General features: G+C 39.6%; 23 protein-coding genes. 14 read left to right on the top strand and 9 right to left on the bottom strand.

What is annotated here, in order from left to right:
• Positions 1-148: 148 nt before the first annotated feature.
• The 3 genes from JFV29_RS27675 to JFV29_RS27665 all read left to right on the top strand — a co-directional run bounded on the left by JFV29_RS27675 (position 149) and on the right by JFV29_RS27665 (position 2,599).
• Positions 149-955 carry an alpha/beta fold hydrolase gene (locus JFV29_RS27675; RefSeq protein WP_201187685.1) on the top strand — a complete coding sequence of 269 codons (807 nt, stop codon included), beginning with the start codon at positions 149-151 and terminating at the stop codon, positions 953-955.
• Between the two features lie 422 nt (positions 956-1,377).
• Positions 1,378-2,133 (top strand): threonine/serine exporter family protein, encoded by a 756-nt coding sequence (locus JFV29_RS27670; RefSeq protein WP_053348362.1) that lies wholly within the window; start codon positions 1,378-1,380, stop codon positions 2,131-2,133.
• A gap of 19 nt (positions 2,134-2,152) precedes the next feature.
• Complete coding sequence (locus tag JFV29_RS27665) at positions 2,153-2,599, top strand: threonine/serine exporter family protein (protein WP_201187683.1); 447 nt, start codon at positions 2,153-2,155, stop codon at positions 2,597-2,599.
• 224 nt (positions 2,600-2,823) lie between these two features.
• On the opposite strand, the gene JFV29_RS27660 is transcribed toward JFV29_RS27665, so the two are convergent.
• Together JFV29_RS27660 and JFV29_RS27655 are read right to left on the bottom strand one after the other, a co-directional pair.
• On the bottom strand, positions 2,824-4,362 hold the full coding sequence (locus tag JFV29_RS27660; protein ID WP_201187681.1) for a solute symporter family protein: 1,539 nt from the start codon (positions 4,360-4,362) through the stop codon (positions 2,824-2,826).
• 13 nt (positions 4,363-4,375) lie between these two features.
• Positions 4,376-4,651 carry a DUF485 domain-containing protein gene (locus JFV29_RS27655; RefSeq protein WP_377375636.1) on the bottom strand — a complete coding sequence of 92 codons (276 nt, stop codon included), beginning with the start codon at positions 4,649-4,651 and terminating at the stop codon, positions 4,376-4,378.
• Positions 4,652-4,986: 335 nt separating this feature from the next.
• Here JFV29_RS27655 and JFV29_RS27650 point away from each other — a divergent pair, with 335 nt between their 5' ends.
• The 9 genes from JFV29_RS27650 (at position 4,987) to JFV29_RS27610 (ending at position 14,130) form a co-directional block, all read left to right on the top strand.
• Positions 4,987-5,967: an efflux RND transporter periplasmic adaptor subunit gene (locus JFV29_RS27650; protein ID WP_201187679.1), complete on the top strand. Its 981-nt coding sequence runs from the start codon at positions 4,987-4,989 to the stop codon at positions 5,965-5,967.
• Between the two features lies 1 nt (position 5,968).
• Positions 5,969-6,709, top strand: coding sequence for an ABC transporter ATP-binding protein (locus JFV29_RS27645; RefSeq protein WP_057216221.1), 741 nt, complete (start codon positions 5,969-5,971; stop codon positions 6,707-6,709).
• Positions 6,675-7,826 carry an ABC transporter permease gene (locus JFV29_RS27640; protein WP_342366591.1) on the top strand — a complete coding sequence of 384 codons (1,152 nt, stop codon included), beginning with the start codon at positions 6,675-6,677 and terminating at the stop codon, positions 7,824-7,826. Before JFV29_RS27645 ends, JFV29_RS27640 begins: the two co-directional genes overlap by 35 nt.
• Before the next feature lie 108 nt (positions 7,827-7,934).
• A complete protein-coding gene (locus JFV29_RS27635; protein WP_201187677.1) occupies positions 7,935-8,606 on the top strand; it encodes a response regulator transcription factor in 672 nt (223 codons plus the stop codon).
• Between the two features lie 10 nt (positions 8,607-8,616).
• Complete coding sequence (locus JFV29_RS27630) at positions 8,617-9,855, top strand: sensor histidine kinase (protein ID WP_201187661.1); 1,239 nt, start codon at positions 8,617-8,619, stop codon at positions 9,853-9,855.
• 167 nt (positions 9,856-10,022) lie between these two features.
• Positions 10,023-10,505, top strand: a complete 483-nt coding sequence (locus JFV29_RS27625) for a hypothetical protein (protein WP_201187659.1) — start codon at positions 10,023-10,025, stop codon at positions 10,503-10,505.
• 417 nt (positions 10,506-10,922) lie between these two features.
• Positions 10,923-12,107, top strand: coding sequence for a NupC/NupG family nucleoside CNT transporter (locus JFV29_RS27620; RefSeq protein WP_201187656.1), 1,185 nt, complete (start codon positions 10,923-10,925; stop codon positions 12,105-12,107).
• A 182-nt stretch (positions 12,108-12,289) separates the two neighbouring features.
• The gene (gene msrB, locus JFV29_RS27615; protein WP_201187653.1) at positions 12,290-13,249 is read left to right on the top strand and encodes a peptide-methionine (R)-S-oxide reductase MsrB; all 960 of its coding nucleotides are present in this window, start codon (positions 12,290-12,292) and stop codon (positions 13,247-13,249) included.
• Between the two features lie 23 nt (positions 13,250-13,272).
• Complete coding sequence (locus JFV29_RS27610) at positions 13,273-14,130, top strand: STAS domain-containing protein (protein ID WP_201187650.1); 858 nt, start codon at positions 13,273-13,275, stop codon at positions 14,128-14,130.
• Between the two features lie 65 nt (positions 14,131-14,195).
• Here JFV29_RS27610 and JFV29_RS27605 read toward each other — a convergent pair whose 3' ends face one another.
• From JFV29_RS27605 to JFV29_RS27590, 4 genes are all read right to left on the bottom strand, one after another.
• Positions 14,196-15,848, bottom strand: coding sequence for a glutamine--tRNA ligase/YqeY domain fusion protein (locus JFV29_RS27605; protein WP_201187647.1), 1,653 nt, complete (start codon positions 15,846-15,848; stop codon positions 14,196-14,198).
• 311 nt (positions 15,849-16,159) lie between these two features.
• A complete protein-coding gene (locus tag JFV29_RS27600; protein WP_056522118.1) occupies positions 16,160-16,900 on the bottom strand; it encodes an amino acid ABC transporter ATP-binding protein in 741 nt (246 codons plus the stop codon).
• An 11-nt stretch (positions 16,901-16,911) separates the two neighbouring features.
• Complete coding sequence (locus tag JFV29_RS27595; RefSeq protein WP_053348376.1) at positions 16,912-17,577, bottom strand: amino acid ABC transporter permease; 666 nt, start codon at positions 17,575-17,577, stop codon at positions 16,912-16,914.
• A gap of 26 nt (positions 17,578-17,603) precedes the next feature.
• Positions 17,604-18,383, bottom strand: coding sequence for a transporter substrate-binding domain-containing protein (locus JFV29_RS27590; protein WP_201187644.1), 780 nt, complete (start codon positions 18,381-18,383; stop codon positions 17,604-17,606).
• An 817-nt stretch (positions 18,384-19,200) separates the two neighbouring features.
• Here JFV29_RS27590 and JFV29_RS27585 point away from each other — a divergent pair.
• Positions 19,201-19,542, top strand: a complete 342-nt coding sequence (locus tag JFV29_RS27585; RefSeq protein ID WP_201187641.1) for a hypothetical protein — start codon at positions 19,201-19,203, stop codon at positions 19,540-19,542.
• Between the two features lie 164 nt (positions 19,543-19,706).
• Positions 19,707-20,606 (top strand): formyltetrahydrofolate deformylase, encoded by a 900-nt coding sequence (gene purU / locus JFV29_RS27580; protein WP_201187638.1) that lies wholly within the window; start codon positions 19,707-19,709, stop codon positions 20,604-20,606.
• A 64-nt stretch (positions 20,607-20,670) separates the two neighbouring features.
• Here purU and JFV29_RS27575 read toward each other — a convergent pair whose 3' ends face one another.
• From JFV29_RS27575 to JFV29_RS27565, 3 genes are all read right to left on the bottom strand, one after another.
• Positions 20,671-21,330, bottom strand: a complete 660-nt coding sequence (locus tag JFV29_RS27575) for an SIMPL domain-containing protein (RefSeq protein WP_201187636.1) — start codon at positions 21,328-21,330, stop codon at positions 20,671-20,673.
• Between the two features lie 207 nt (positions 21,331-21,537).
• Complete coding sequence (locus JFV29_RS27570) at positions 21,538-21,732, bottom strand: YwbE family protein (RefSeq protein ID WP_053348380.1); 195 nt, start codon at positions 21,730-21,732, stop codon at positions 21,538-21,540.
• Positions 21,733-21,842: 110 nt separating this feature from the next.
• Complete coding sequence (locus JFV29_RS27565; protein ID WP_201187633.1) at positions 21,843-23,360, bottom strand: FAD-dependent oxidoreductase; 1,518 nt, start codon at positions 23,358-23,360, stop codon at positions 21,843-21,845.
• Between the last annotated feature and the right edge of the window lie 212 nt (positions 23,361-23,572).

Genomic DNA, 23,572 nt, shown 5'->3' with positions numbered 1-23,572 from the left:
GATGAAGGTGTCAATAAATATTAAACTTCATTATCAGCTCTAGAATGAAGTTTGACAATATTTTTTTATAGGAAGGAATGTTAAAAGATGAAACGCAATAAATAATAAGAAGGAATTATTTGTAAAAATGTTGTGGAGGAGGGTTACGATGGCATTTATTGAGGTTGAAAAGGACGTCCAGTTATATTATGAAGAAAAGGGTCAAGGGAGGCCGATTATTTTTATCCACGGAGTGTGGATGAGTAGTCGGTTCTTTACAAGACAGCTTCCGTACTTTTCAGAGAAGTACAGAACTATCTTCCTTGATTTAAGAAGCCATGGTCAGTCAACCCACGTTCATAACGGAAATACGGTCTCTGTTTATGCAAAAGATCTTCATGCGTTCATTGATAAACAAGGATTAAAGGATGTCATACTAGTAGGCTGGTCTATGGGGGCTTTCGTCGTATGGGATTATCTCAAGCAATTCGGCGAGGATAATGTCCATTCAACTGTAATTGTGGATGAATTGGCATCAGATTTTAAATGGCCCGATTTTGATATTGGGGCTTTTGATATCGACACATTGATTGCCTTCATGACTGAGATTCAAACGAATCGTTCCCACTTTTTACAAGGCTTTCTTACATCTATGTTTAAAGATGAATTATCCGCAGGGGATGCAAACTGGATGCTTGAGGAAGTAACGAAAATGCCGGCATCCATTGCCAGTGCCATCCTATTTGATCAATCAATTGTTGACTATCGTGATTTCTTGCCTGAAATTACCGTTCCTACACTTCTCTGCTTTGGAAGGCATGAAAAGGTCATTCCTGTTGCGGCAGGAGTACATTTGGAGAAGAACATTCCGAATTCTGAACTTGTTATTTTTGAAGATAGTTGTCATTGCCCTTTTATAGAAGAAAGTGGTTTGTTTAATAAAACAGTAGATGCGTTTATTCAAAAAGTAATATAGAGGTAGATGCTGGGGTCTTAAATTTCAGTGCAACGCACCAATATTGTAGTGCAGGGCACTGGTACATTCAAACCGGTGAAATTAACAATATAAAAGAGTCAGCAATAACTAACAATAAAGAGGGATGCAGGTTTTGTGCCGCATTCCTTTTTTATTGTAGAAAAAAGTGTTGCCGAACTATTCCTCTCCTATTGGACAATAGAGAACTACCGAATCATTCAATTATCTAAGCGGTTTTAGCATTGAATAAAGGGAATACTGGAACTAAGACAGTCAGAACGACATTGGTGGAAATAATTAATTAAATGAGGAAATATTTTTATATCCTTTTCATGAAAATTGGGCTATTATGAGATGGATTTAAACTGGTAAGTTTGTTACCCGATATAAGCTCGTACGTTAAAAGTGATGGAGAGGATATAATGAATGATCAGTTACATTACAATGAAATTATAGATGTATGTTTGCTTGCGGGGAAAATAATGCTTCAAAACGGAGGAGAAACCTCTCGGGTAGAAGATACGATGGTCAGAATTGCGGCTGCATTTGGATGCGAGGATTCACACAGCTTTTCAACGCCGACAGGGATTATTTTTTCTCTGGATGGTATGCACCCAGCCTCAAAATTAATTCGAGTTTCCCAACGGTCCACGGATTTACACAAGGTAACGCTTGTTAACAGTATATCTCGAAGCATTTCTAGTAAGGAAATGACGCCACAGGAAGCTTTTTCCCGATTAAAACAAATTGAAAAGGCAGGTATGGGATATCCCTTGTGGGTTCAGGTTTTCGCTGCCTTTATTGCGAGCGGTTGTTTTTTAATCATGTTTCAAGGGCAATGGAGTGATTTTATCTGGTCTTGTATAGCCGGAGGACTTGGATTTTCTTGTCTGCTTTACTTGCATTGGTTATTGGAGGTTCGCTTTTTTGCTGAATTTATAGCCTCACTAGTAGTGGGATTAGTAGCAATGTTGTTTGTCCAAATCGGTGTGGGTAGTAACTTGGATACTATAATTATTGGAGCGGTGATGCCGCTGGTGCCAGGACTGTTAATTACGAATGCGGTCAGGGATTTAATTGCAGGGCATTTAGTTTCCAGTCTGTCCAAGGGGGCAGATGCAGGTTTAACTGCTTTAGCCATTGGAACAGGAATATCGGTTGCATTTGTTCTTTTATGATTTTAGGGGAGGAAAAAGGATGTTTGCACAGCTTATTACAAGTTTCATTGCCTCAGCCGCCTTTGGAGTCATTTTTAATGTACCGAAAAATTCATTGATTCAATGCGGTTGTGTAGGGATGCTAGGGTGGGCTTTATACTTTTTTTTGGTCGAAAATGAGATAAATAGCATAATTGCAACGCTTGCTGCTGCATTTATGGTAGCAGTAATCAGTCAGTATTTTGCTAAAAGGTATAAAACACCAATCACGGTTTTTAATGTCTCAGGAATCATCCCGCTCGTACCAGGGGGTTTGTCTTATGACGCAATGAAGCATTTTGTAGAAAATGATTTTAATATAGCTGTTCAGTTGGCTACCAAGGCATTCATGCTGGCAGGGGCGATTGCGTTGGGACTGATCTTTGCAGAAGTTATAAATCAGTTGATAACTAAATATAATAGAAGGAAATTGAGAATGAGAAACTAGAGGGAATGAAGAGATATATCTTTATCCCTCTTTTTTATTGCTTTAAGAATTAATCCTGAGGGTTTTCAATCTTCGAGAAACAGGTAGAGAACAAAATTATAATTGAGATGCAGAAAAAGGAGAGGCAGTTAGGAATAGCTGCCTCTCCTTTTATATTGGTTGGGAAGATAAAAGGATTATACTTCTCATAATTACACTATAAAATTTTAATAGGTCAAAAAACTTTAAATAGAATCTTTTATTCCCGTGTTAGCTGTTACGACGATTTCGTCATATTTTTTGGCATCAGCTTTTTTGCTGGATAACAGTGTTCCGGCGATTGCAGCGATAAAACCAATAGGGATGGAGACGATGCCAGGGTTAGCTAGTGGGAATAGTGGTTCCCCAACAAATATAGCCTCGTTCTCTACTGGAGACCAGACATTAGGGCTTAGAAACACAAGTAATAAAGAACTAATCAGACCTACGAGCATACCTGTGACAGCTCCAGTTGTGTTAAAACGTTTCCAGAATACCGTGAAGATAATAATTGGTAGATTGGCGCTGGCAGCGACGGCAAAGGCAAGTGACACAAGGAAGGCTACATTCATGTTTTGAGCAAATAAAGCAAGGATGATGGAGAGAATGGATACTCCGACCGATGCCCAACGAGCAGCAACCACTTGTTCTTTATCAGTGGCTTGACCTTTACGAATAATATGGCCATAAAAGTCATGGGCAAATGCAGAGGCTGCGGATAGAACGAGACCTGCGACAACCGCTAAAATGGTAGCGAAAGCAACAGCTGACACAAATGCGAATAAGAAGTCACCGCCAATAGCTTCGGCAAGCAAAGGAGCGGCCATATTTCCAGCCGCATTCGAGGCAATGATTTTGTCATATCCAACGAAAGCTGCTGCTCCAAAGCCAAGGAAAATGGTCATGATATAAAATATTCCAATGATCCAAGTTGCATATACAACGGACTTTCTAGCGGTGATAGCGTCTTTTACCGTAAAGAAACGAATCAGGATATGAGGTAATCCAGCTGTACCGAGTACAAGTGCTAAATTGAGTGATAAGGTATCCAATGGATCCTTAAATTTGTTACCTGGATTGAGGAAATCCCCGGCTAGAGGGGTTGCTGTTTTCATCTGCCTGAACATTTCCATAACGCTAAAGTCGAATTTCGCCAGTACAATAACCGAGATAATGAATGTCCCAGCCATCAATAAAACAGCTTTTACGATTTGTACCCAACTGGTAGCAGTCATACCTCCAAAGACGACGTAGACGGTCATTAAAATACCTACAATAATAACGGAGTATAGATAATCGATTCCAAGCAATAGCTTTATAAGGGCACCTGCACCGACAAGCTGTGCAATCATATAAAAGGTTGAAATGGAAATGGTATTCAGGGCAGCGACACCGCGCACCTTCTTTTCATTAAAACGTGCAGCAATCATGTCTGCAAGTGTGTACTTACCAAGGTTACGAAGCGGCTCGGCCACGATATAAAGAACGACCAGGTAAGCGACTAGGAAACCGATGCTGTAGAAAAAACCATCAAATCCAGCGAGCGCGACCATTCCAGCGATTCCTAAAAATGAAGCGGCGGACATATAATCACCGGCAATAGCCCAGCCATTTTGCCATCCAGTAAGGCTGCTGTCTGCCGTATAAAAGTCAGCCGTTGTTTTAGTGCGACGTGAAGCAAAGTAGGTAATGACTAATGTTAAACCAACAATGATTAAAAATAAAATAAAAGCAAGTGTATTCATTGTATATTCACCTTTACCCTTTCGCTTCTTTCACGATTTTTTCAACTAATTGGTCAAAAGTCGCAGCCTTCTTGGAGTAGAGAATGCATAGGGTCCATGTCATGATAAATTGCGCGAAGGCAAAAATCCAAGCCCAGCTGATTGCTCCAAAGGCATAAGAGTTAAGAACTTTAGAATAGGAAGTTAAGATAGGTAAGGTGAAATAAAAGACCATAAAAAAAATGGAAAGTGGGACGATGAAATTGCGTTTTTTTCTTAGGAGTTCTTGAAATGATGGTGATTGGACAATCTGGGTGTAATCCGTGGAGGCGCTTACTTGAGATTCTTTTGCTCCTGAATCGTTCAATGCCAATGTGGTTCCCCCTTTGAATATGAATTTGGTTTTCATCACTCAATGTATCTGATAACAGTTATAGTATATATTTATTAGAATATATTGTAAATTTAAAATTTTCAAATAAATGTTTTTTCGTCCGACGTAGTGTTAATTATTAAAAAGGTAATGAAAAGGGAAGCGTTTGCTTAACACAGTCTTCCATGAAAATTAAAAACAATCCTTAAGGAAAAATTAAGCTTCTTTCACGATACTGATTTAATTGAAGGAAATCTGAAAGGAGCAAAATGATGAAAAAATGGATAACGATAGGGGCAGTTTTAGTGGTAGCTATAGGGGGATGCATTTGGTTCTTTATGAAGGACAATGGTCAGCCCGTTATTGCTAAGGCGATGACAACTACAGTTGAAAAGGGAGACCTTGAAGTTCAAATCAGTGGTTCCGGTTCGGTTGCTGCGATAAATAGCGAGGACATCACATCTTCCGTAACGGATGAAGTCGATGAAGTCCTTGTAGAGAAAAATGAAATAGTTGAAAAAGGTGATGAACTTATTACCTTCACGGATGGAAGCGACCCAATAACTGCCCCATTTGATGGAACAGTAACTACGTTGGATGTAGAAGAAGGGGATCGTGTTTCAAGTAGTGAAGTGGTTGCCCATGTGACGGATTATAAAAAATTAAAAACAACGATCAGTGTTGATGAATTAGATGTTTCAAGTGTTAAGAAAGGACAAACAGTTGAAATTACAGCTAGTGCTTTTGAAGATGAAACATTCACAGGGAAAGTAACAAGTGTAGCAAAGGAAGGTACATATGAGAATGGTGTTTCTTCTTTCGATGTAACGATTAAAATTGACAAACCAGGAGATATAAAAATTGGGATGTCGACAGAAGTGAGTATTGTGACGAATAGTGTAAAAGATGTTCTTTATGTTCCAATTGAAGCAGTCCAAATCGATGGAGAAGAGAAGTATGTGAATATCCAACAATCCGCTTCAACAGAAGATGCAACAACTAATACTACAAAGACAGTGGTTAAGACGGGTATTAGTAATGATAAGTATATCGAAATAACATCTGGACTTGAAGAAGGTCAGTATGTTTCCTTGCCTATTACCATTTCCAATGAAAGCTCTACAGGTGGCGGTGGAATGGGAGGAGGCCAAGGCGGTGGTGGAATTGGAATGCCGAGCGGTGGCGGAATGCCGGGTGGCAATGAAATGCCAAGCAGTGGTGGAATGCCAAGCGGCGGCAGGGGAGGTCAGTAACATGACGACACCCATCATTGAAATTAAAAACATGTCCAAATCGTATGAATTGGGCGGTGAAACCGTCAAGGCGCTGCAAGAAGTATGTCTTACAATAAATAAAGGGGATTTCGTTTCTATCATTGGACCCTCTGGTTCAGGGAAATCTACGTTTATGAATATGATTGGCTGTCTCGACAAGCCCGACACAGGCGAATATCTTTTGGATGGAAAAGAAGTAGAAAAGATGAAAGATAATGAGCTAGCCGCCATTCGAAACATAAAAATTGGCTTTATCTTTCAAAACTTTAACCTGTTAGCGAAATTGACGGCGCTGGAAAATGTCGAACTTCCCCTTGTTTACCGAGGTGTAAGTGTAAAGGAAAGAAAAGAAGTTGCCAATGCCTGTCTAGATAAGGTCGGCCTCAATGACCGGATGAACCATTTACCAACCCAACTTTCAGGTGGACAGCAGCAAAGGGTTGCGATTGCCCGTGCCCTTGCAGGTAACCCTCCTGTTTTATTGGCAGATGAGCCGACGGGAGCTCTTGATAGTAAAACAAGTAAGGAAGTACTGCAAATGCTGAAGAATCTTAATGAAAAGGGACAAACAATCATTTTGATTACCCATGACTTGGAAGTTGCAAAAGAGGCAACACGGGTCGTTCGGATACATGATGGTCAGTTATTTGAAAACGGAGGTGATTGGATTGAGTCTGAGCGAATCAATGAAGATGGCTATACGCAGTATCAAAACCAATAAAGTCCGTGCTTTTTTAACTATGCTTGGAATTATTATTGGAGTGGCCTCCGTGATTGTTCTTGTTTCGATTGGGCAGGGATCTTCACAGTCCGTTCAGGAGGAGATCAATAGCTTGGGGACTAACCTGTTAACGGTCAGTGTCTCAGATACAGATTCTGTAGAGCTGACGGATGACACAATTGAACAGTTTAAAGAACTGAGCGGGATATCAGAAGTTGCACCTGTGGTCACAGGCCGTGTTTATGCTAAAAACGGTGAAAATTCTACACAGGTTTCAATGACCGGTACGACGTCCTCCTATATTTCAGTGAGGGATTTAGAGCTTAGCCAAGGCCGTTTTTTAACGGATATGGAAACAGAATTACGCTCTAAGGTGGTTGTCTTAGGGTCTGATACGGCTGACACGCTTTTTGAAAATCAAAAAGCGGTGGATCAAAACGTTCTTATTGGCGGTGTTTCCTATCGAGTAATCGGCGTGTTGAAATCAGTAGGTACCTCGATGGGATCAAGCGGTGATGATGTAATCATTGCACCAATCACAACTGCAAAGCGTGCTACGAGTAGCACGACCATCGGAACAGTGTATTTAAAAGCAGAGAACGAGAATATTGTAGAGCGTGCGATGTATCAAGTACAAGGTACAATGACGACATTATTCCCAGGCCAGAGTGATAACTATTCCGTGTCCAATCAAGAGGATTTAATGGATACAATGAGCTCGGTGTCAGATACGTTTACGCTCATGCTTGGTGGTATCGCAAGTATTTCATTACTTGTAGGTGGAATTGGAATTATGAATATAATGCTGGTATCCGTTTCAGAACGGACGAAAGAGATTGGAATCAGAAAGGCTATTGGGGCGAACCGGAAATCCATTCTACTTCAATTTTTAATTGAAGCGGTTGTCTTGAGCTGCTTAGGTGGGTTATTAGGAGTAGGAATTGGGCTTGGAATCGCTAAATTGGTTTCAGTTGTTTCAAGCTTAACAATCAGTTATTCGTGGTCGGTGACCATAATGGCCTTCCTATTCTCCATATTTATTGGTGTTGTCTTTGGGGTATTTCCTGCGAATAAGGCATCCAAGCTAAATCCAATCCAAGCACTGCGTCACGAATGAACATACAATTTGAGAGAAAGCAGGCGATTAAAAGCCCGCTTTCTTTTGCATATGAAAAAGGATAAAATCAACATATATCACAATTGAAGCGGTTGGGAGGTACCCTGTATGAAGGTTTTGGTGGTAGAAGATAATGTTTCATTATTAGAATCGATCCGACAAATTTTGACGGATGAATATGAAGTCGATACAGCAGATAATGGGGAAGATGGTCTATTCATGGCCAAGCAAAGTATATACGATATCATCATTTTGGATGTAATGCTTCCGGGAATCGATGGATTTGAAATCGTACGGAAAATCAGGGATGCAAAAATAGATACAAGTGTCTTGTTTTTGACGGCAAAAGATGCGCTTGAGGATCGTGTCAGAGGATTGGAAATGGGTGGCGATGATTATTTAGTCAAGCCGTTTCAGGCACCGGAACTTAAGGCCAGGATTCGTGCCCTGCTTCGAAGGAGTGGCATTATATCGCTTGAGCAGCATGTGAAATACCGTAATATTGAACTGTTGGAAAAGGAAAAGGATATTTTGGTTGATGGAAAGGTCATTAAAATGACCTTGAAACAGTTTGAATTATTGGAGTACCTAATTCAAAATAATGGGAAAATATTGACCCGTGAGCAGATTTTCGACCGCATTTGGGGGTTTGATTCAGATACGACGATTGCCATTGTGGAAGTGTTCATCCATCACCTTAGAAAAAAATTGGAACCTTTCAATTATCATAAAGATATTCAAACTGTTCGGGGTATTGGTTATATGCTAAAACAACCATAAGGGGATCATTATGTTCCAAAAAACGCGGCTTCAACTAACATTATTGAATTCTGTCGTCTTTATTGTCTTAATAGCCATATTAAGCAGAACGATTTATTTCTATACTGAAAATCAGATCTATAAGGATGTCAATGATTCACTTAAAAAGGATTACAGGGATTTCAATAATGGAGGAATGCCAGGCGGACGTCCGCAAGGTGAGTTTCTCTTAGGACCGGGACCGAGTGTCATCGTTTGGGGACCGGATGAAACGATCATTGAGCCAAGACTGAGTGAGGATCATTTTTTTAAGGTCAATGAACAACAATTTTTCCCTGAAATTTTTGATGAGATTGAAGAAATATCGGTGAATGGATACACGTATCGGGCTCTTTCCACCAAGGTCGATACGGAGTATGGAGAGATGGCCGTACAATTCATCAGGAATGTGGATACAGAAAAGGAAATGCTCGATCGCTTGTTGCTCATATTGTTTGTTGGTGGAGGAATTGGAAGCCTAGTGGCGGTAGGTGCAGGCTATCTTCTGGCAGGGCGGGCCCTGATCCCGGTCAAGAAATCTTGGGATCAGCAGCAGCAGTTTGTCTCGGATGCCTCACATGAAATTCGAACGCCGCTTGCCGTCATTCAATCGCGAGCTGATTTGCTATTTCAATCACCGAACGCGACAATCGAGGAAAAAGCGGTTGATATATCGATTATATCTAAAGAAGTCAGGAGGTTGAATAAGCTGGTAAATGGTCTTTTAACCTTGACTCGGACGGATTCGAATCAAATGGAGGTCAAAAAGGCAAACTTTTTCCTGGATGACTTACTTTTGGAAATTGTGGAACAGTATACGGATATAGCTTCTTTCGAAGAAAAAACAATTACTAGTTATGCTCCTAATCAGGTTGTTTTCCTTGGCGATAAAGAAAGAATACACCAGTTACTGGTGATATTAGTGGATAATGCCATGAAATTCACGGATGAGGGTGGTGTAATTTCCATTTCCTGCGTTAAAAATTCATCTTCGATTATTCTTTCTGTAGAGGATAATGGAAAAGGCATCCCCCAGGAAGAGATTCCAAAGATTTTTAATCGATTTTATCAAATTGAGCAGTCTCGCTCCGCAAATGAAGGTTCAGGATTAGGCCTGTCTATTGCTAAATGGATTGTCAACACCCACCAAGGGACTATCAAAGTGACTAGTGAACCGAATACAAGCACTCGTTTTGAAATAACTTTTCCTAGAAACCAAAAAAATAAATAATGGTTTTAAAAAGACCTATAACAGAAATAGATTTAAAATACTTTTTATTAAAATATAGAAATAAAAAAGACTCTTATTTTTCCCAGTCACTTAAGGAAAAATTAAGGGTCTTTTTAGATAATCTCCTTATAAGAAATAATACATTTTGTTACGAAGGAGAATTGTATATGGTGAAATTTAGTAAGTTACACTTTTTGATTGGGATAGTAGCTTCAGTCCTTTTAGTTGTTCAAGCAGTTTTCGGCATCATGATGTATGTGAATGGCGGTGACATACAGGAGGAGATGGCCGGACAAAGGATGATGGGCCAGCCTACTAACAACAACACTACTGACTCGGCTACAACCGATGACTCGACAACAGAAGATTCAACGGATAGCGATACGGCAGCGACCGATGATTCAACTACCGCTACGACCCCTAATGGTGGACAGGGTAATATGGGGACACCTCCTCAGGGGGGGCCTAACGGATCTGGAACTCCAGGTGAGATGCCGAGCGGTGGGGGCTTTCAAGGAAGAGACTCTTTAGCAGGTAAAGTTATCAACTTTTATCAAGGGGTGGGTGGTTTGGCCACATCTATTATCGTCCTTGTCATAGGAGGAGCTGGATTAGTCACGTCGGTGATGTCCAGAAAATCTGCAGCTTAAAAGAAATTATTATATATACATATAGATTACGGTAAACTACATGTTTTATGAATAGATGATAAGTGAACACTGTTGCCTAATTGTTTATAGCAAGTAGAGGTTTTTATAAGAACATTTCTGCAAAAAACTATACGTCTTTAGTGTTTGTGATAGGAATCAAAGCATGTAAAGAGAGGGTTCCTTATATAAAGGAGCCTTTTCTTTATGTTTGGAGAGTTAGCATTCCCGTAAATTCCCATTTTGAAAAAGAGAGAAAATAATTGCACTTGAAAAAATATTAGTATAATATATAAATTTGAAGATGTACGTACAAGTAATGTAATATGGATTAAATAGAAAACGTTTGCATAAAATTTTTGAGGGTATCCTACTATTAATGCACGATCATTAAAATTCACCTTAGTGGAGGCAGAATACATGAAATTTCTGATAGCAATTTTAGGGTTGCTTATTGTTTTTGGACTAGCCTTGTTGGCAAGCAGTGACCGAAAGAAAGTCAAAGTTAAACCGATTATCCTCATGGTGATCATGCAGCTTATTTTAACTTATCTATTATTAAATACGAAGTTTGGTTTAGTGATAATCAATTCGATTGCCGATGGTTTTGGAAAACTATTAGAATGGGCAAATGAAGGGATTACATTTGTATTTGGTGGGATTGTAAACGAAGGAGCATCGCCGTTCTTTTTAAATGTCCTTCTTCCTATCGTATTCATCTCGGCATTAATCGGGATTTTACAGCACTTCAAAATCCTTCCGTTCGTCATGAAGTGGATCGGCTACCTGCTTAGTAAGGTGAATGGAATGGGGAAATTGGAATCTTACAATGCGGTAGCATCAGCAATTGTCGGCCAATCCGAGGTTTTCATAACCTTGAAGAAGCAACTCGGTTCCATTCCGCCATCACGTATGTATACGCTTTGTGCGTCAGCCATGTCAACCGTATCGATGTCGATTGTCGGAGCTTATATGACTATGATTGAACCAAAGTATGTTGTGACGGCTATTGTTATTAACATGTTTGGTGGATTTATCATTGCATCCATTATTAACCCTTATACGGTAACGGATGAAGATGATATTCTCCCTGTTGAAGAAGGGGCAGAGAAGCAGTCGTTCTTCGAAATGCTTGGGGAATATATCATGGATGGATTTAAGGTTGCTATCACTGTAGCCGCGATGTTAATTGGTTTCGTTGCACTAATTGCAGGAATTAACAGCTTATTCGATATGATTATCGGCATCAGTTTCCAAGACATCTTGGGGTATATTTTTGCACCGTTTGCTTTTATCATGGGGATACCGATTTCAGAAACCGTGACTGCAGGCGGAATCATGGCGACAAAACTAGTAACTAATGAATTTGTTGCCATGCTGAGCTTAGGGGATGCATCAGCAGCCTTGAGCGATAGGACGATAGGAATCGTTTCGGTTTTCTTGGTTTCATTCGCGAATTTTTCATCTATCGGAATCATTGCAGGTGCTGTTAAAGGCCTACATGAAAAACAAGGTAATGTTGTGGCTCGTTTCGGCTTGAAGTTGCTATACGGTGCGACTCTTGTCAGCATTCTATCAGCAATCATCGTCAGTGTGATTCTTTAAATCACGGGATTAGACAGCTCATCAATATACTGACTAACATTCAAGGCACTTGGGTATATCCCAAGTGCCTTTTATTATTCGGCGGATTGGGAAACTCCTATTTCTTGATGGGAATTGAAGGGGATTAGCATGCTGGTATATAATACATAAACAGCATAACTAGCCATGAAAAGGGAGTGGAGATGACAATGAATAAGAGTGAAACGGCTATCTTTGCAGGAGGTTGTTTTTGGTGCATGGTTGCTCCCTTTGATGATATGGATGGGATTATTAAAGTAACATCGGGTTATACAGGTGGTAATGTAGTCAATCCCAGTTACAAACAAGTGATTTCAGGTACGACTGATCATGTAGAAGCTGTTCAAGTGGTATTTGATCCATCAATCATTGCCTATAAAGAACTATTAGAGATATTTTGGCAGCAAATTGATCCGACAGATGATGGTGGACAGTTCTCGGATAGAGGTAAGCAATACAGGGCAATAATTTACTTTCTAAATGATCAGCAAAAAATGGAAGCGGAGCAATCAAAGGAAAATTTAATGATGAGCGGGCGGTTTAAAAAGCCTATTATTACGGGTATTTTACCCTCAGGGGAATTTTATGAGGCCGAGGAATACCATCAGGAATTCTATCGGAAAAATCAATTTCGTTATGCATTGTATCGTAAAAGCTCAGGACGCGATGCTTTTATAAAAGAAAATTGGCCTAATGATAAAGCTCATCTCAGAGAAACTTTAACTGAGAGTCAGTTTCATGTCACCCAAGAAAATGGGACAGAGCCACCTTTCGATAATGTATATTGGAATCACTTTGAAGAAGGCATTTATGTGGATGTCGTTTCAGGGGAGCCCCTTTTCAGTTCACGGAATAAGTATGATAGCGGATGTGGGTGGCCAAGCTTTACAAAGCCGATCATGTCGGCAAGCGTCAATGAAAAAATGGATCTAAGCCATCGGATGACCCGGACGGAGGTACGCAGCAGGGAAGCTGACTCACATCTTGGTCACGTTTTTCCGGATGGTCCTGGTCCTAAGGGCACGCGCTATTGCATCAATTCTGCCGCCCTTCGATTCATTCCTAGAAATGAAATGGAGCGGGAAGGCTATGGAGATTTATTGTTGCTTTTTTCAATGAAATAATTAGTTGAGATAGGGGAACACAAATGGATATAAAAGATGAATTGTTATATCGATACATCCTTGATCACTCTTCCACAATTACGGAAAACTGGCTGGCTTTACGAGAGAAACAAGATGGATCCATCTATTCAGTTGATACCCATGAAGAAGTTGAGGAGATTCTTAGGAAGCAGAATACGTTGACTATCAAGACAGTGACAAGTGTCTTACTAGAGGATAAAACTGTTTTTGTAGAAACTATGGAGCAGTGGGCAACATTGGTAGCGAAAAGTAGGGTTGAGTCGGATACGCCCATATACGAAGTGTTAGAAGCGCTTAATAAAGTACGGAGAGCATACTGGGATTTTATCGCTGGCTATATGCTCCAGGTTGATGCGGGGATTTCAAAGGGGACAATTATCCGATGGAGTCGGCTTATTAATAGCGCATTTGATCAATTGAACCATGAGTTCACTGAGCAGTATTATCTTTTGACAAAAGAACGTTTACTAGCGCAACAGGAACTGATTAATGAATTAGGTGCTCCAGTTATTCCTATTGTTGATGCTATTGCGGTATTGCCATTAATCGGGGAAATTGATACCTTTCGGGCAAAGGGGATTTTGAATACTACTCCAGGCAAATGTATTAGTAAAAATGTTTCTCACTTATTTATCGACTTATCGGGTGTGACCCTTTTAGATACGATGGTTGCTCATCAAATCTATCAATTGATAAGTACCCTTAATTTATTAGGCATTCAATCTACAATTTCCGGAATTCGTCCTGAAGTAGCACAGATGTCCATTCAGCTAGGATTGGATTTTAGTCACGTTTCGACTCACAGTACTCTTAAGCAGGCACTTTCCAAGCAAGGAATCAAACTATATGAAAGAAAATGACTCAAGGGTGTATAGAGTGAAAAAGAACCAGATTCCAATAAGGGATCTGGTTCTTTTTAGTGATTTTATAACTTGAATGAACTCTTCAATCCAACAATTTGGTTGAAGACCAAGTGATCAGCTGCAGTGAGTTTTGAATCAACATTGTAATAGCCGTGTCTAAAGAATTGGAATTTATCCTGAGGCTTAACATTTTTCATGTTGGGCTCAACAAACCCTTGTAAAATTTCTATGGATTCAGGGTTTACCCGCTCCAAGAATGATTTTTCTTCTTCTTCTTCACTTTCCTTATCCAAAATTAAAGGTTGGTAGTTACGGAATTCTGCTGAAACAGCTTGTGTAGCCTCGACCCAGTGCAGTGTTCCTTTCACCTTACGACCAGTGAAACCAGAGCCGCTTTTTGTTTCAATATCGTAAGTGCAGCGAAGTTCAATGACGTTTCCGGCTTCGTCTTTTATCACTTCTTCACATTTAATGAAATAAGCATGTTTTAAACGGACTTCATTGCCCGGGAAAAGACGGAAATACTTTTTCGGGGGATTTTCCATGAAATCGTCCTGTTCGATATATATTTCACGTGAGAATGGAATTTGTCGCGTACCCATCTCCGGAACTTCTGGGTTGACCTCAGCATCCAGCCATTCAACTTCATTTTCTGGATAGTTGGTGATAACTACTTTAAGAGGCTTTAGAATAGCCATGGTCCGTGGCGCCTTCAGTTTTAGATCTTCTCGAACGAAATGATCGAGCATTTGAGAGTCTACGACACCGCTAGTTTTCGCAACGCCTATTTCAAGGCAGAATGCACGAATAGCTTCGGGTGTATAACCGCGTCTTCGTAATCCGGATACGGTAGGCATACGTGGGTCGTCCCAGCCGTCCACAAAGGCTTCATCGACAAGTTGCTTCAGTTTCCGCTTGCTCATTACGGTATTTGTCAGGTTTAGACGGCCAAATTCGTATTGCTGTGGCTTACTTTCCATTTCGCAGTTTTCAACAATCCAATCATAAAGCGGGCGTTGATCTTCAAATTCAAGCGTACAAATGGAGTGTGTGACTCCTTCAATTGCATCTTCAATAGGGTGGGCAAAGGCGTACATTGGGTAGATGCACCATTTGTCGCCGGTATTATGGTGTTCTGTATGGGAGATTCGGTAAATAACGGGATCGCGCAGATTGATGTTAGGTGAGCTCATATCGATTTTTGCTCGCAGTACTTTTGTACCGTTCTCGAATTCGCCGCTACGCATCTTTTCAAATAACTCAAGGTTTTCCTCGACTGATCTATTGCGGTACGGGCTATCTTTTCCCGGCTCTGTTAACGTTCCACGATATTCGCGGATTTGGTCGGCATTCAGGTCATCGACGTATGCCAGTCCTTTATTGATGAGCAGTACAGCTCTTTTGTACATTTCGTCAAAATAATCGGACGCGAAAAAAAGGTTATCCCAATCGTAACCGAGCCATTTCACATCTTCCTTGATAGAATTGACATACTCAATATCTTCTTTCAATGGATTGGTATCATCAAATCGAAGGTTGGTTTTACCATTAAATTCATCAGCCACTCCAAAATTCAAAATAATTGATTTGGCGTGCCCAATATGTAAATATCCGTTTGGCTCAGGAGGGAAGCGGGTGATAATATGATCATGTTTTCCGGACTCTAGATCATCTTTTATAATATTTTTAATAAAATTCGAAGAGTTATTTTCCAACTGAATTCGACCTCTTTCATTTATATACTTCTTTTAATTTTACCTGTATATATACCATAAATACAGATATTTTTCCATGTTCGAGCCGGAATCAGGGTTTTAGAATACGTTCTTAAACAATTCATCTAGTATTTAGTTTGCACAATCAGATCGGAAATATCCCTGAAACTTTAATCATTTATGTGAGGAAACTATCTAACTAGTATTTAATAAACAAAAAACGAAACCTATTGATGGGTTTTATCGAATCACTTTTATAAAAAATAAGCAATACAGGAATCAAGCCTGCATTGCTTAATAAAGGATTATAGTTAAAATACCGTTGTTTGTAAAAATTCCTTCGTTCGCTCTTCTTTTGGATTGGAGAAAAATTCTTTTGGTGGGCCACTTTCTACAACCCGTCCATTATGCATGAAGACAATCCAATCCCCAACTTCACGGGCAAAGCTCATTTCATGGGTAACGACTACCATTGTCATCCCTTCTAAGGCAAGTTCCTTCATCGTAGCTAGTACCTCACCGACAAGTTCAGGATCGAGAGCAGAGGTGGGCTCATCAAAGAGTAGGATATCGGGCTTCATGGCGAGAGCTCGAGCGATCGCAACCCGCTGTTTTTGGCCACCGGAGAGCTTGCTTGGATAGACATCTGCTTTATCTGATAACCCAACTTTAGCCAGTAGCGCTTTTGCTTCCTCGATGGCTTGGGCCTTAGGGATTTTTTTGACGTGAGTCGGTGCTTCAATAACATTTTCGAGTACGGTCATGTGCGGGAAGAGATAGAAATGCTGAAAAACCATTCCAACTTTCTCACGAATTTTATTAATATCGTGGGTACCCGGCTCTACTTCAGTTCCTTCGATAAGGATTTGTCCGCTGTCTTTCTTCTCCAAGTAGTTCAAGCAACGGAGCAGGGTGCTTTTTCCGGAACCGCTAGGCCCGATCAGACAGACAACGTCACTATCTAATACCTTCATATCAATATCTTTTAGCACGTGAAGGTTTCCATAAGATTTATTTAAATTCCTAATGCGAATCATTTCTTTTTGTTCCATTTCAATTCCCCCTATCGATCACTAATGGACAGTTTCTTTTCAAATGTATTGACGATAATGGTCAGGAATGCCACAAGAATTAAATAGTAGACCGCTACAATCAATAAATATGTCATTTCATCAAAATTATTTGAACCTAACGTAGTGGCTACGTTAAACAACTCATTCATGGATATGAAGGCGGCTAGTGATGAATCCTTCAGTCCGATGATGAATTGGTTGCCTAGTGGCGGCAATGCGCGTCGGAAGGCTTGTGGTAGGATGATTCTTCTTAATGCGAGTGCATTGCTCATTCCAAGGGAACGTCCAGCTTCCATTTGGCCTTTGTCAATGGATTGAATTGTACCGCGTAAAATTTCAGAGATATAAGCTCCGTTATGAAAGGCTAGGGCAAGTGACGCTGCCCAGAAGTCTGGTAGGAGGAAGAGATTGCTGATACCAAAATAGAGAATAAATATCTGTACGATAAGCGGTGTTCCTCGTACCAGGAATACGTATGTATCTGAAATCCAAGCAAGAATTTTTATATTAGAAATTTTTAAAAGTGCGAAGAGTAACCCGATGATAATTCCTACTAATATGGAAACCACCGTAAGCTCCAATGTGAGGAGCATGGCTCGGATAAACACATCCGATGAGCTAAATAATGTATCAAAAAAATGAGAAAAGCTTGGCAATGTAAAAACTCCCTTTCTATCAATCTTTATTCAGGTTTAGTAGTGATATCTTCCCCAAAGTACTTTTTGCTAATTGCTGCAAGTGTTCCATCTTCTCGGAGGTTTTCAAGTGCTTCATTAATGCGTATCAGCAGCTGGGGGTTATCATTCGGTAGAACTATGGCCTGCTCACTGCGTTCTATCAATTGACGCCCTTTGATGTCGAATCCTTCTTTGGTCGCTTCTTTACCGGTTACAAAGTCGGTAATAACGGCATCATGACGACCTCCGCTTAATGCTTTAAGAGCGGTGATGTCACTGTCGTAGGTTTTTACATTGGTTGTATACTTTTCTGCTGTGGTTGCGTATGTGGAGCCTTTAGAAGCGGCAACTTCCTTTCCCTTTAAATCTTCGACTGTTTTGATATCACTATCGGATCGGACGAAAATTTGTGGACCTGAGTAGTAATACGGGGTGGAAAAAGCAACATGTTTACTTCGTTGTTCATTAATTGTATGACTGGCAACCGCGGCATCTGCCCGACCGGTTTTGACACCCTCGACGATTCCCTTAAATTTAATCCGCTTTGGGACCGGTTCTAGACCAAGTTCATTCGCGATTGCTTCTCCGACTTCAATATCAAATCCTGTTACGGTCATGTCATCATTAACGTAACTAAATGGCTTGAATTCACCTGAGGCAGCGAATACAAACTGGTCCTTATTGATCAGCTTACTACCATCCTCTAGCTGATCTTTTTCAGCACAGCCGGACAGAAGACCAAGAATAATCAGTAATACTAGAATGAATTTAACTGATAATTTCATGATTATTTCATTTCCCCCTTTGAAAAAAACTAATAGAATGGTCTATACCCTAATGAGATCGTGAATAACCTTATTTTACAGGAAAAATAAACCAAATCAATAAAAAGTCGACCCTGAATAGGCCGACTTTTCAATGATTAATTCCTTTTTAATATGCAAATTAATGAGGATAATATTGATTTGTACTTCATTTGATTTAACGATAATTAAAGATTACAAAGATGGAGAAATCACACCATATGTAAACCTTTAATATGGATTGAAGGAATTGGATTAATTTTAATTATTGGTTAATTTCTTTGGGATAGTTATCTAACTCATGCAGTAAAAATGGCTTCTTTTTAGGTATTTCTCTAAAACGTAAAAAACGGTAATTCAGTCCTTTTTAACTGAATTACCGTCATATCTTCTAACTGCTGCACGTCTTTTGATTGAGTCATCTTTCATCGACCTTTCTTTAACTATAAATCCTTTTCAACCAGCGGTTTGAATGTACGATTTTTCTTCTATTTTGAGTATAAAGAGAATAAACGTGAGGTCAATGAAATCAAAGATTTGAATGTATGATATTTACACTTAACATACATTCATTAAAAGAGACAAAATTCTAAGAATAATGTATTGCCTAAATGCAAAAACATAATAGACCTAAGACCTGCTTATACAATTATATATAGTTAATGGAAAGTATTTGTTGTAAGTATTCGATATTTATAAATTAATACTATTTGTTCTGAATATTTAAATTTAATGATAAAGTAATAAAAGGTAAAATATCAAATATATTACATTTTAAAATTCTATTTTGGAGGCAAATATGAAAAAAGCACTTTTTATTTTATTGATTGTTTATCTAGTTATTTTAACTGGGTGCAATCAAGAAAGCACAGACTCAGGTAGTTCTGCTGTAATTGTTATAGTTAATAATAAAGAATATAACGGAACTGAAGATAAACTAGACAAGAGTAAAGAGCTTGGAGAAGAGATTGGTACAGTAGAAAAGAAAACAAAACCAGATGAAATGCCAAAAGAAAATCAATCAAATTATTTTGAAGTTGGATCGAAAATCTATTCTGTTAAGGGAACAGAAGATTACATTATTGTGGTAGATAACAACAACGAAAAAGAGCTTTTAAAAAAGGTAACAAAAGAAGGATAATGAGCCTTCTTTTGTTACCTTTTTTTATAAAAAAACACAATTATTCTAAAAGTTAAGGGGGCAAGTTAGCTTCAGGCAGGGTTTTTCTGAATAGACTGACTTTAACTTTGCCTATGTGTTGAAGTATAATATAGCAAAATAGCAGAAGGGCAGTTGGGAAAATAGTGAGCAACTTTGTGCAAGAACAGTTACAGGAATTTCGTGTGAAAAATCAAGATAGAGGTCGTTTAATTATAAAATGTCCGGACCAACCAGGAATTGTTGCGACGGTTACGGCACTCCTTAAAGAACATGGAGCTAATATTGTTGAATTGAGCCAGTATTCCATGAACCCAGAGGGCGGCACCTTTTTTACCAGGATAGAATTTGATTGCCCGGGCTTAAAGGAAAAGGCTTTGGATATGGAAGTAGCCTTTCAAGAAATTTCGACAAAATTTTCGATGCAATGGACATTTAACTATGTGAGTGATTTAAAGAGGACGGCAATCTTCGTTTCTAAGGAGCCACATTGCCTTCTGGAATTGCTATGGGAGTGGCAAAGCGGAGATCTATTGGCTGATATTGCGCTTGTCATCAGTAATCATGAAGATACGAGGCAAATTGTCGAATCCATGAACATTCCTTTTTATTATATTCCTGCTAATAAGGACATACGTAAGGAAGTGGAAGCACAACAGCTTAAACTTCTGGAAGAATTTAATGTCGACCTAATTGTACTAGCAAGATATATGCAGATATTGACGCCTGATTTTGTGGCTGCACATCCGAATAAAATCATCAATATCCACCATTCGTTTTTACCTGCGTTCATCGGGGCCCGACCTTATGAAAGAGCTTATAATCGAGGTGTTAAGCTGATTGGGGCAACTTCGCATTATGTAACAAACGATTTGGATGAGGGTCCAATTATCGAGCAGGATATTGAACGTGTCGATCACCGTGATTCTGCAGAAGATATGAAGAAAGTCGGTCGTTCAGCTGAACGCAGGGTACTTGCCCGTGCTGTTAAATGGCATTTGGAGGACCGTGTACTTGTTCATGAAAATAAAACAGTAGTCTTTTAATAAGAGCCCCCCATTTGGCATTGAAATTTGCCGAAGGGGGGTTTTTGTATTGAATAAGTAATGATTAATACGTATATTCTACCCTTACTGAGGCCGTGATGTTTAATTCTCCAGGCTGAATAGGGGTAGAGGCCATTTTTGTATAGGAACTGGTTTGGAAAAGGGCGGGTGGCGAAGTTTCTGAGAGTTCCTCAACCTGATTAGGGACTGGATTCAATGAGATTCCTAACGTTCGAGCCATGGAAAGGGCCTTTTCGTATGCATTTTTTAAAGCAAGCGAAAGTGCCTGGTTATAGTAAGCTTCTGGATTGGATAAGGAAAAGCGAATGCTTGTAATGGAATTGGCACCACTTCTGACTGCTGTGTCGATTATGCTGCCTATTTTTTCAATGTCAGTCGTTTTGGCCTGGATAATGTGCTGGACTTTATAGTTTTTAAACAATTCTTTTCCTTCGATATAATCATATTGTGGATCAATTCTGTAATCACTTGTTTTTAATTGCTCTTCTGGAATGCCAATGGATCTAAGAGATGCAATGACTTTCGCTATTACTTGAGAATTGGCCTGCTGAGCTACCTGAGGGTCCACATCCTCGGATATAACTCCAAGGGTGATTACGGCTTGGTCAGGAGCAGCCTGGAGCGTTTCTGAACCGGAAACTTTCAAAGTATGATTCCTGCTATGTTGATAATCCCGGTCAGGAACAATAAATTCTTGATTCATTTTGACACCAACCTTTTTAAAGAGATAATCTCAACCCTATTGTACGAAGTATTAGGGGGAAACATGATTGAAATATGAAATATCCCGGCTGCTATTAATTCTTTCGGCACATTTAAAGAAAAAAGGGATGTCTAACAGAATGTTTTTTAATCTGTTTTAGCTTAAAAAAAGATACAAAAAAACACTCGGCCTAAAACCGAGTGCGTTTTATTTATGAATGACTTGAACCCTGCCAACCTGGCCATCTGTCAATCTTACTTTAATTCCATGCGGGTGGCTGCTGGAGTTGGTTAAAATATCTTTTACTGTTCCACGTGTTAGCTTTCCGCTGCGTTGATCTGCTTTAAGAACAATGTCCACAGAGGTACCTGGAGTAATATCTTTTCGATTTTGACCGTTCATGTTTAATTCAGTCCTTTTTAGAGTTATTTGCAACCTTTGATAGTGCAGTAACTTCAGTATAAGGAAAACAGCAGACCTAGTCGACTTTTAGATAACAATCTCGCAAAGCTCTATTTAATCTTTTTAAGCGGCTCGACAGCAGGGCCATTTAATACTTCACCAGTGATAGAGTAACGAGAAGCATGACATGGACAGTCCCAGGTGCGATCGCCGCTATTCCACGCCACCTCACAACCCATATGAGTGCATGTGGAATCTACAATATGAAGCTGGCCTTCATGATCTCGGTAACACCCGGCTTTATCTCCATTTACCTTGACGATGGCACCTTCATCTATCCCTAAATCTTCTGGCGTTTTATGAATAACTGCCAATTTACTTTTAATCAAATGCTTCGCTACATCAGCGTTGTCTTCGACTATATTTTTCATTCCTTTTATACGGGCTGGATTATATAGATCTGCATATCGGTTGTCCTTTTGCAGAATATGATCAGTTAAGATTTTTGCAGCAATTGATCCATTCGTCATACCCCATTTCGCATAGCCGGTTGCAATGAGAACGTTTGGATGATTAGATGTTACTGGGCCGACGAATGGCAGATTATCTGGTGTCACAATATCTTGTGCTGACCAGCGATAAGGAATATCTTTTACATTGAAATATTGGGAACTAAAGTCCTGTAAGGCTTCATAATGTTCAATTGTCGAGATACCCTGACCGGTTTTATGGCCTTCCCCGCCTACAAGTATAAGTTTTTCCCCATTGTCCTCTGTATAACGAAGGGAACGGGTAGGGTTGTCAGCGCTGTAATACATACCACCGGGGTATTCCTGTTCGGTCTTAATTCCAAGAACATAGGATCTTTTTATATGAGTACGAGCAAAGTATAATCCCATTTCATCATTAAATGGGAAGTGAGAGGCAACTATTATATGGTTGCTTTTGATTGTATGCCCCGTTTCAGTTATAACGGTTGGTGGCTTGCCGTCTTCAATTTTCATAGCCGTTGTACGTTCATAGATATTCCCTCCAGCTTCCAGAATAGGGGGGATGAGGGCTGTTAAATATTTTAATGGATGAAACTGGGCTTGGTCCTTCATAATCACAGCAGCTTTACATGGAATAGAGAAAGGGATCTTTTCTGCATAATCCCCTCGAATGCCAAGTTTTTGATAGGCCTTTAGTTCCTCTTGGATTTTACTTTTATATTCATCGGTATTTGCGTATACATAAGCATCTTGAACATTCAAATTGCATTCAATAGAATGTTCTTCTATCAATCCTTTGATAAGCTCCATTCCTTCAGTGTTGGCCTGATAGTAAAGTCTGGCCTTCTCCTCACCGTGATCAGTAATCAACTGGTTGTAAATCAAGCCGTGCTGGGCCGTGATTTTTGCGGTTGTATGGCCAGTTGTTCCATTAAGTATCTCGCTTGCCTCAATGAGTGTGACTTTCACACCTTGCTTGGCTAATAGATAAGCTGAAGTGATACCCGTAATTCCTCCACCAACAATTAAGACATCAGTTGTTATATCTGTTTCTAGCTTAGAAAACGAAGGAAAGGATAAAGTACTGCGCCAGTATGGCTCCGGATATTGAGGAAGTTCTGTATTTTTTTTGGTCATTTGAATACCTCCATACGTTTCATTAGTGGTTTGTCCATTTATTACCATGCCCAAATTCTCTTTTTTTACGCTTATTTTTATAAGAAGAAGACTATTAAAAGTTAGTTTTTGTGCTTGTTTACAATATTGTATACATGTAAACAAAAGTAGATGGTTTGTACACAAATAAGTAAACATGTTTACAAATGAGTACACATGGCTATATATATGGT

The sequence above is a fragment of the Peribacillus sp. TH16 genome (assembly GCF_016651095.1).
GTDB lineage: Bacteria > Bacillota > Bacilli > Bacillales > DSM-1321 > Peribacillus > Peribacillus butanolivorans.
The sequence above is the reverse complement of the archived record's forward strand: the minus strand, read 5'-3'. Positions and strand labels throughout refer to the sequence as shown.

Bases quoted from the DNA above. Each gene is read 5' to 3' on its own strand.
- JFV29_RS27675 (WP_201187685.1), top strand. From the start codon at position 149: ATGGCATTTATTGAGGTTGAAAAGGACGTCCAGTTATATTATGAAGAA.
- JFV29_RS27670 (WP_053348362.1), top strand. From the start codon at position 1,378: ATGAATGATCAGTTACATTACAATGAAATTATAGATGTATGTTTGCTT.
- JFV29_RS27665 (WP_201187683.1), top strand. From the start codon at position 2,153: ATGTTTGCACAGCTTATTACAAGTTTCATTGCCTCAGCCGCCTTTGGA.
- JFV29_RS27660 (WP_201187681.1), bottom strand. From the start codon at position 4,362: ATGAATACACTTGCTTTTATTTTATTTTTAATCATTGTTGGTTTAACA.
- JFV29_RS27650 (WP_201187679.1), top strand. From the start codon at position 4,987: ATGAAAAAATGGATAACGATAGGGGCAGTTTTAGTGGTAGCTATAGGG.
- JFV29_RS27645 (WP_057216221.1), top strand. From the start codon at position 5,969: ATGACGACACCCATCATTGAAATTAAAAACATGTCCAAATCGTATGAA.
- JFV29_RS27640 (WP_342366591.1), top strand. From the start codon at position 6,675: ATGAAGATGGCTATACGCAGTATCAAAACCAATAAAGTCCGTGCTTTT.
- JFV29_RS27635 (WP_201187677.1), top strand. From the start codon at position 7,935: ATGAAGGTTTTGGTGGTAGAAGATAATGTTTCATTATTAGAATCGATC.
- JFV29_RS27630 (WP_201187661.1), top strand. From the start codon at position 8,617: ATGTTCCAAAAAACGCGGCTTCAACTAACATTATTGAATTCTGTCGTC.
- JFV29_RS27625 (WP_201187659.1), top strand. From the start codon at position 10,023: ATGGTGAAATTTAGTAAGTTACACTTTTTGATTGGGATAGTAGCTTCA.
- JFV29_RS27620 (WP_201187656.1), top strand. From the start codon at position 10,923: ATGAAATTTCTGATAGCAATTTTAGGGTTGCTTATTGTTTTTGGACTA.
- msrB (WP_201187653.1), top strand. From the start codon at position 12,290: ATGACAATGAATAAGAGTGAAACGGCTATCTTTGCAGGAGGTTGTTTT.
- JFV29_RS27610 (WP_201187650.1), top strand. From the start codon at position 13,273: ATGGATATAAAAGATGAATTGTTATATCGATACATCCTTGATCACTCT.
- JFV29_RS27600 (WP_056522118.1), bottom strand. From the start codon at position 16,900: ATGGAACAAAAAGAAATGATTCGCATTAGGAATTTAAATAAATCTTAT.
- JFV29_RS27590 (WP_201187644.1), bottom strand. From the start codon at position 18,383: ATGAAATTATCAGTTAAATTCATTCTAGTATTACTGATTATTCTTGGT.
- JFV29_RS27585 (WP_201187641.1), top strand. From the start codon at position 19,201: ATGAAAAAAGCACTTTTTATTTTATTGATTGTTTATCTAGTTATTTTA.
- JFV29_RS27575 (WP_201187636.1), bottom strand. From the start codon at position 21,330: ATGAATCAAGAATTTATTGTTCCTGACCGGGATTATCAACATAGCAGG.
- JFV29_RS27570 (WP_053348380.1), bottom strand. From the start codon at position 21,732: ATGAACGGTCAAAATCGAAAAGATATTACTCCAGGTACCTCTGTGGAC.
- JFV29_RS27565 (WP_201187633.1), bottom strand. From the start codon at position 23,360: ATGACCAAAAAAAATACAGAACTTCCTCAATATCCGGAGCCATACTGG.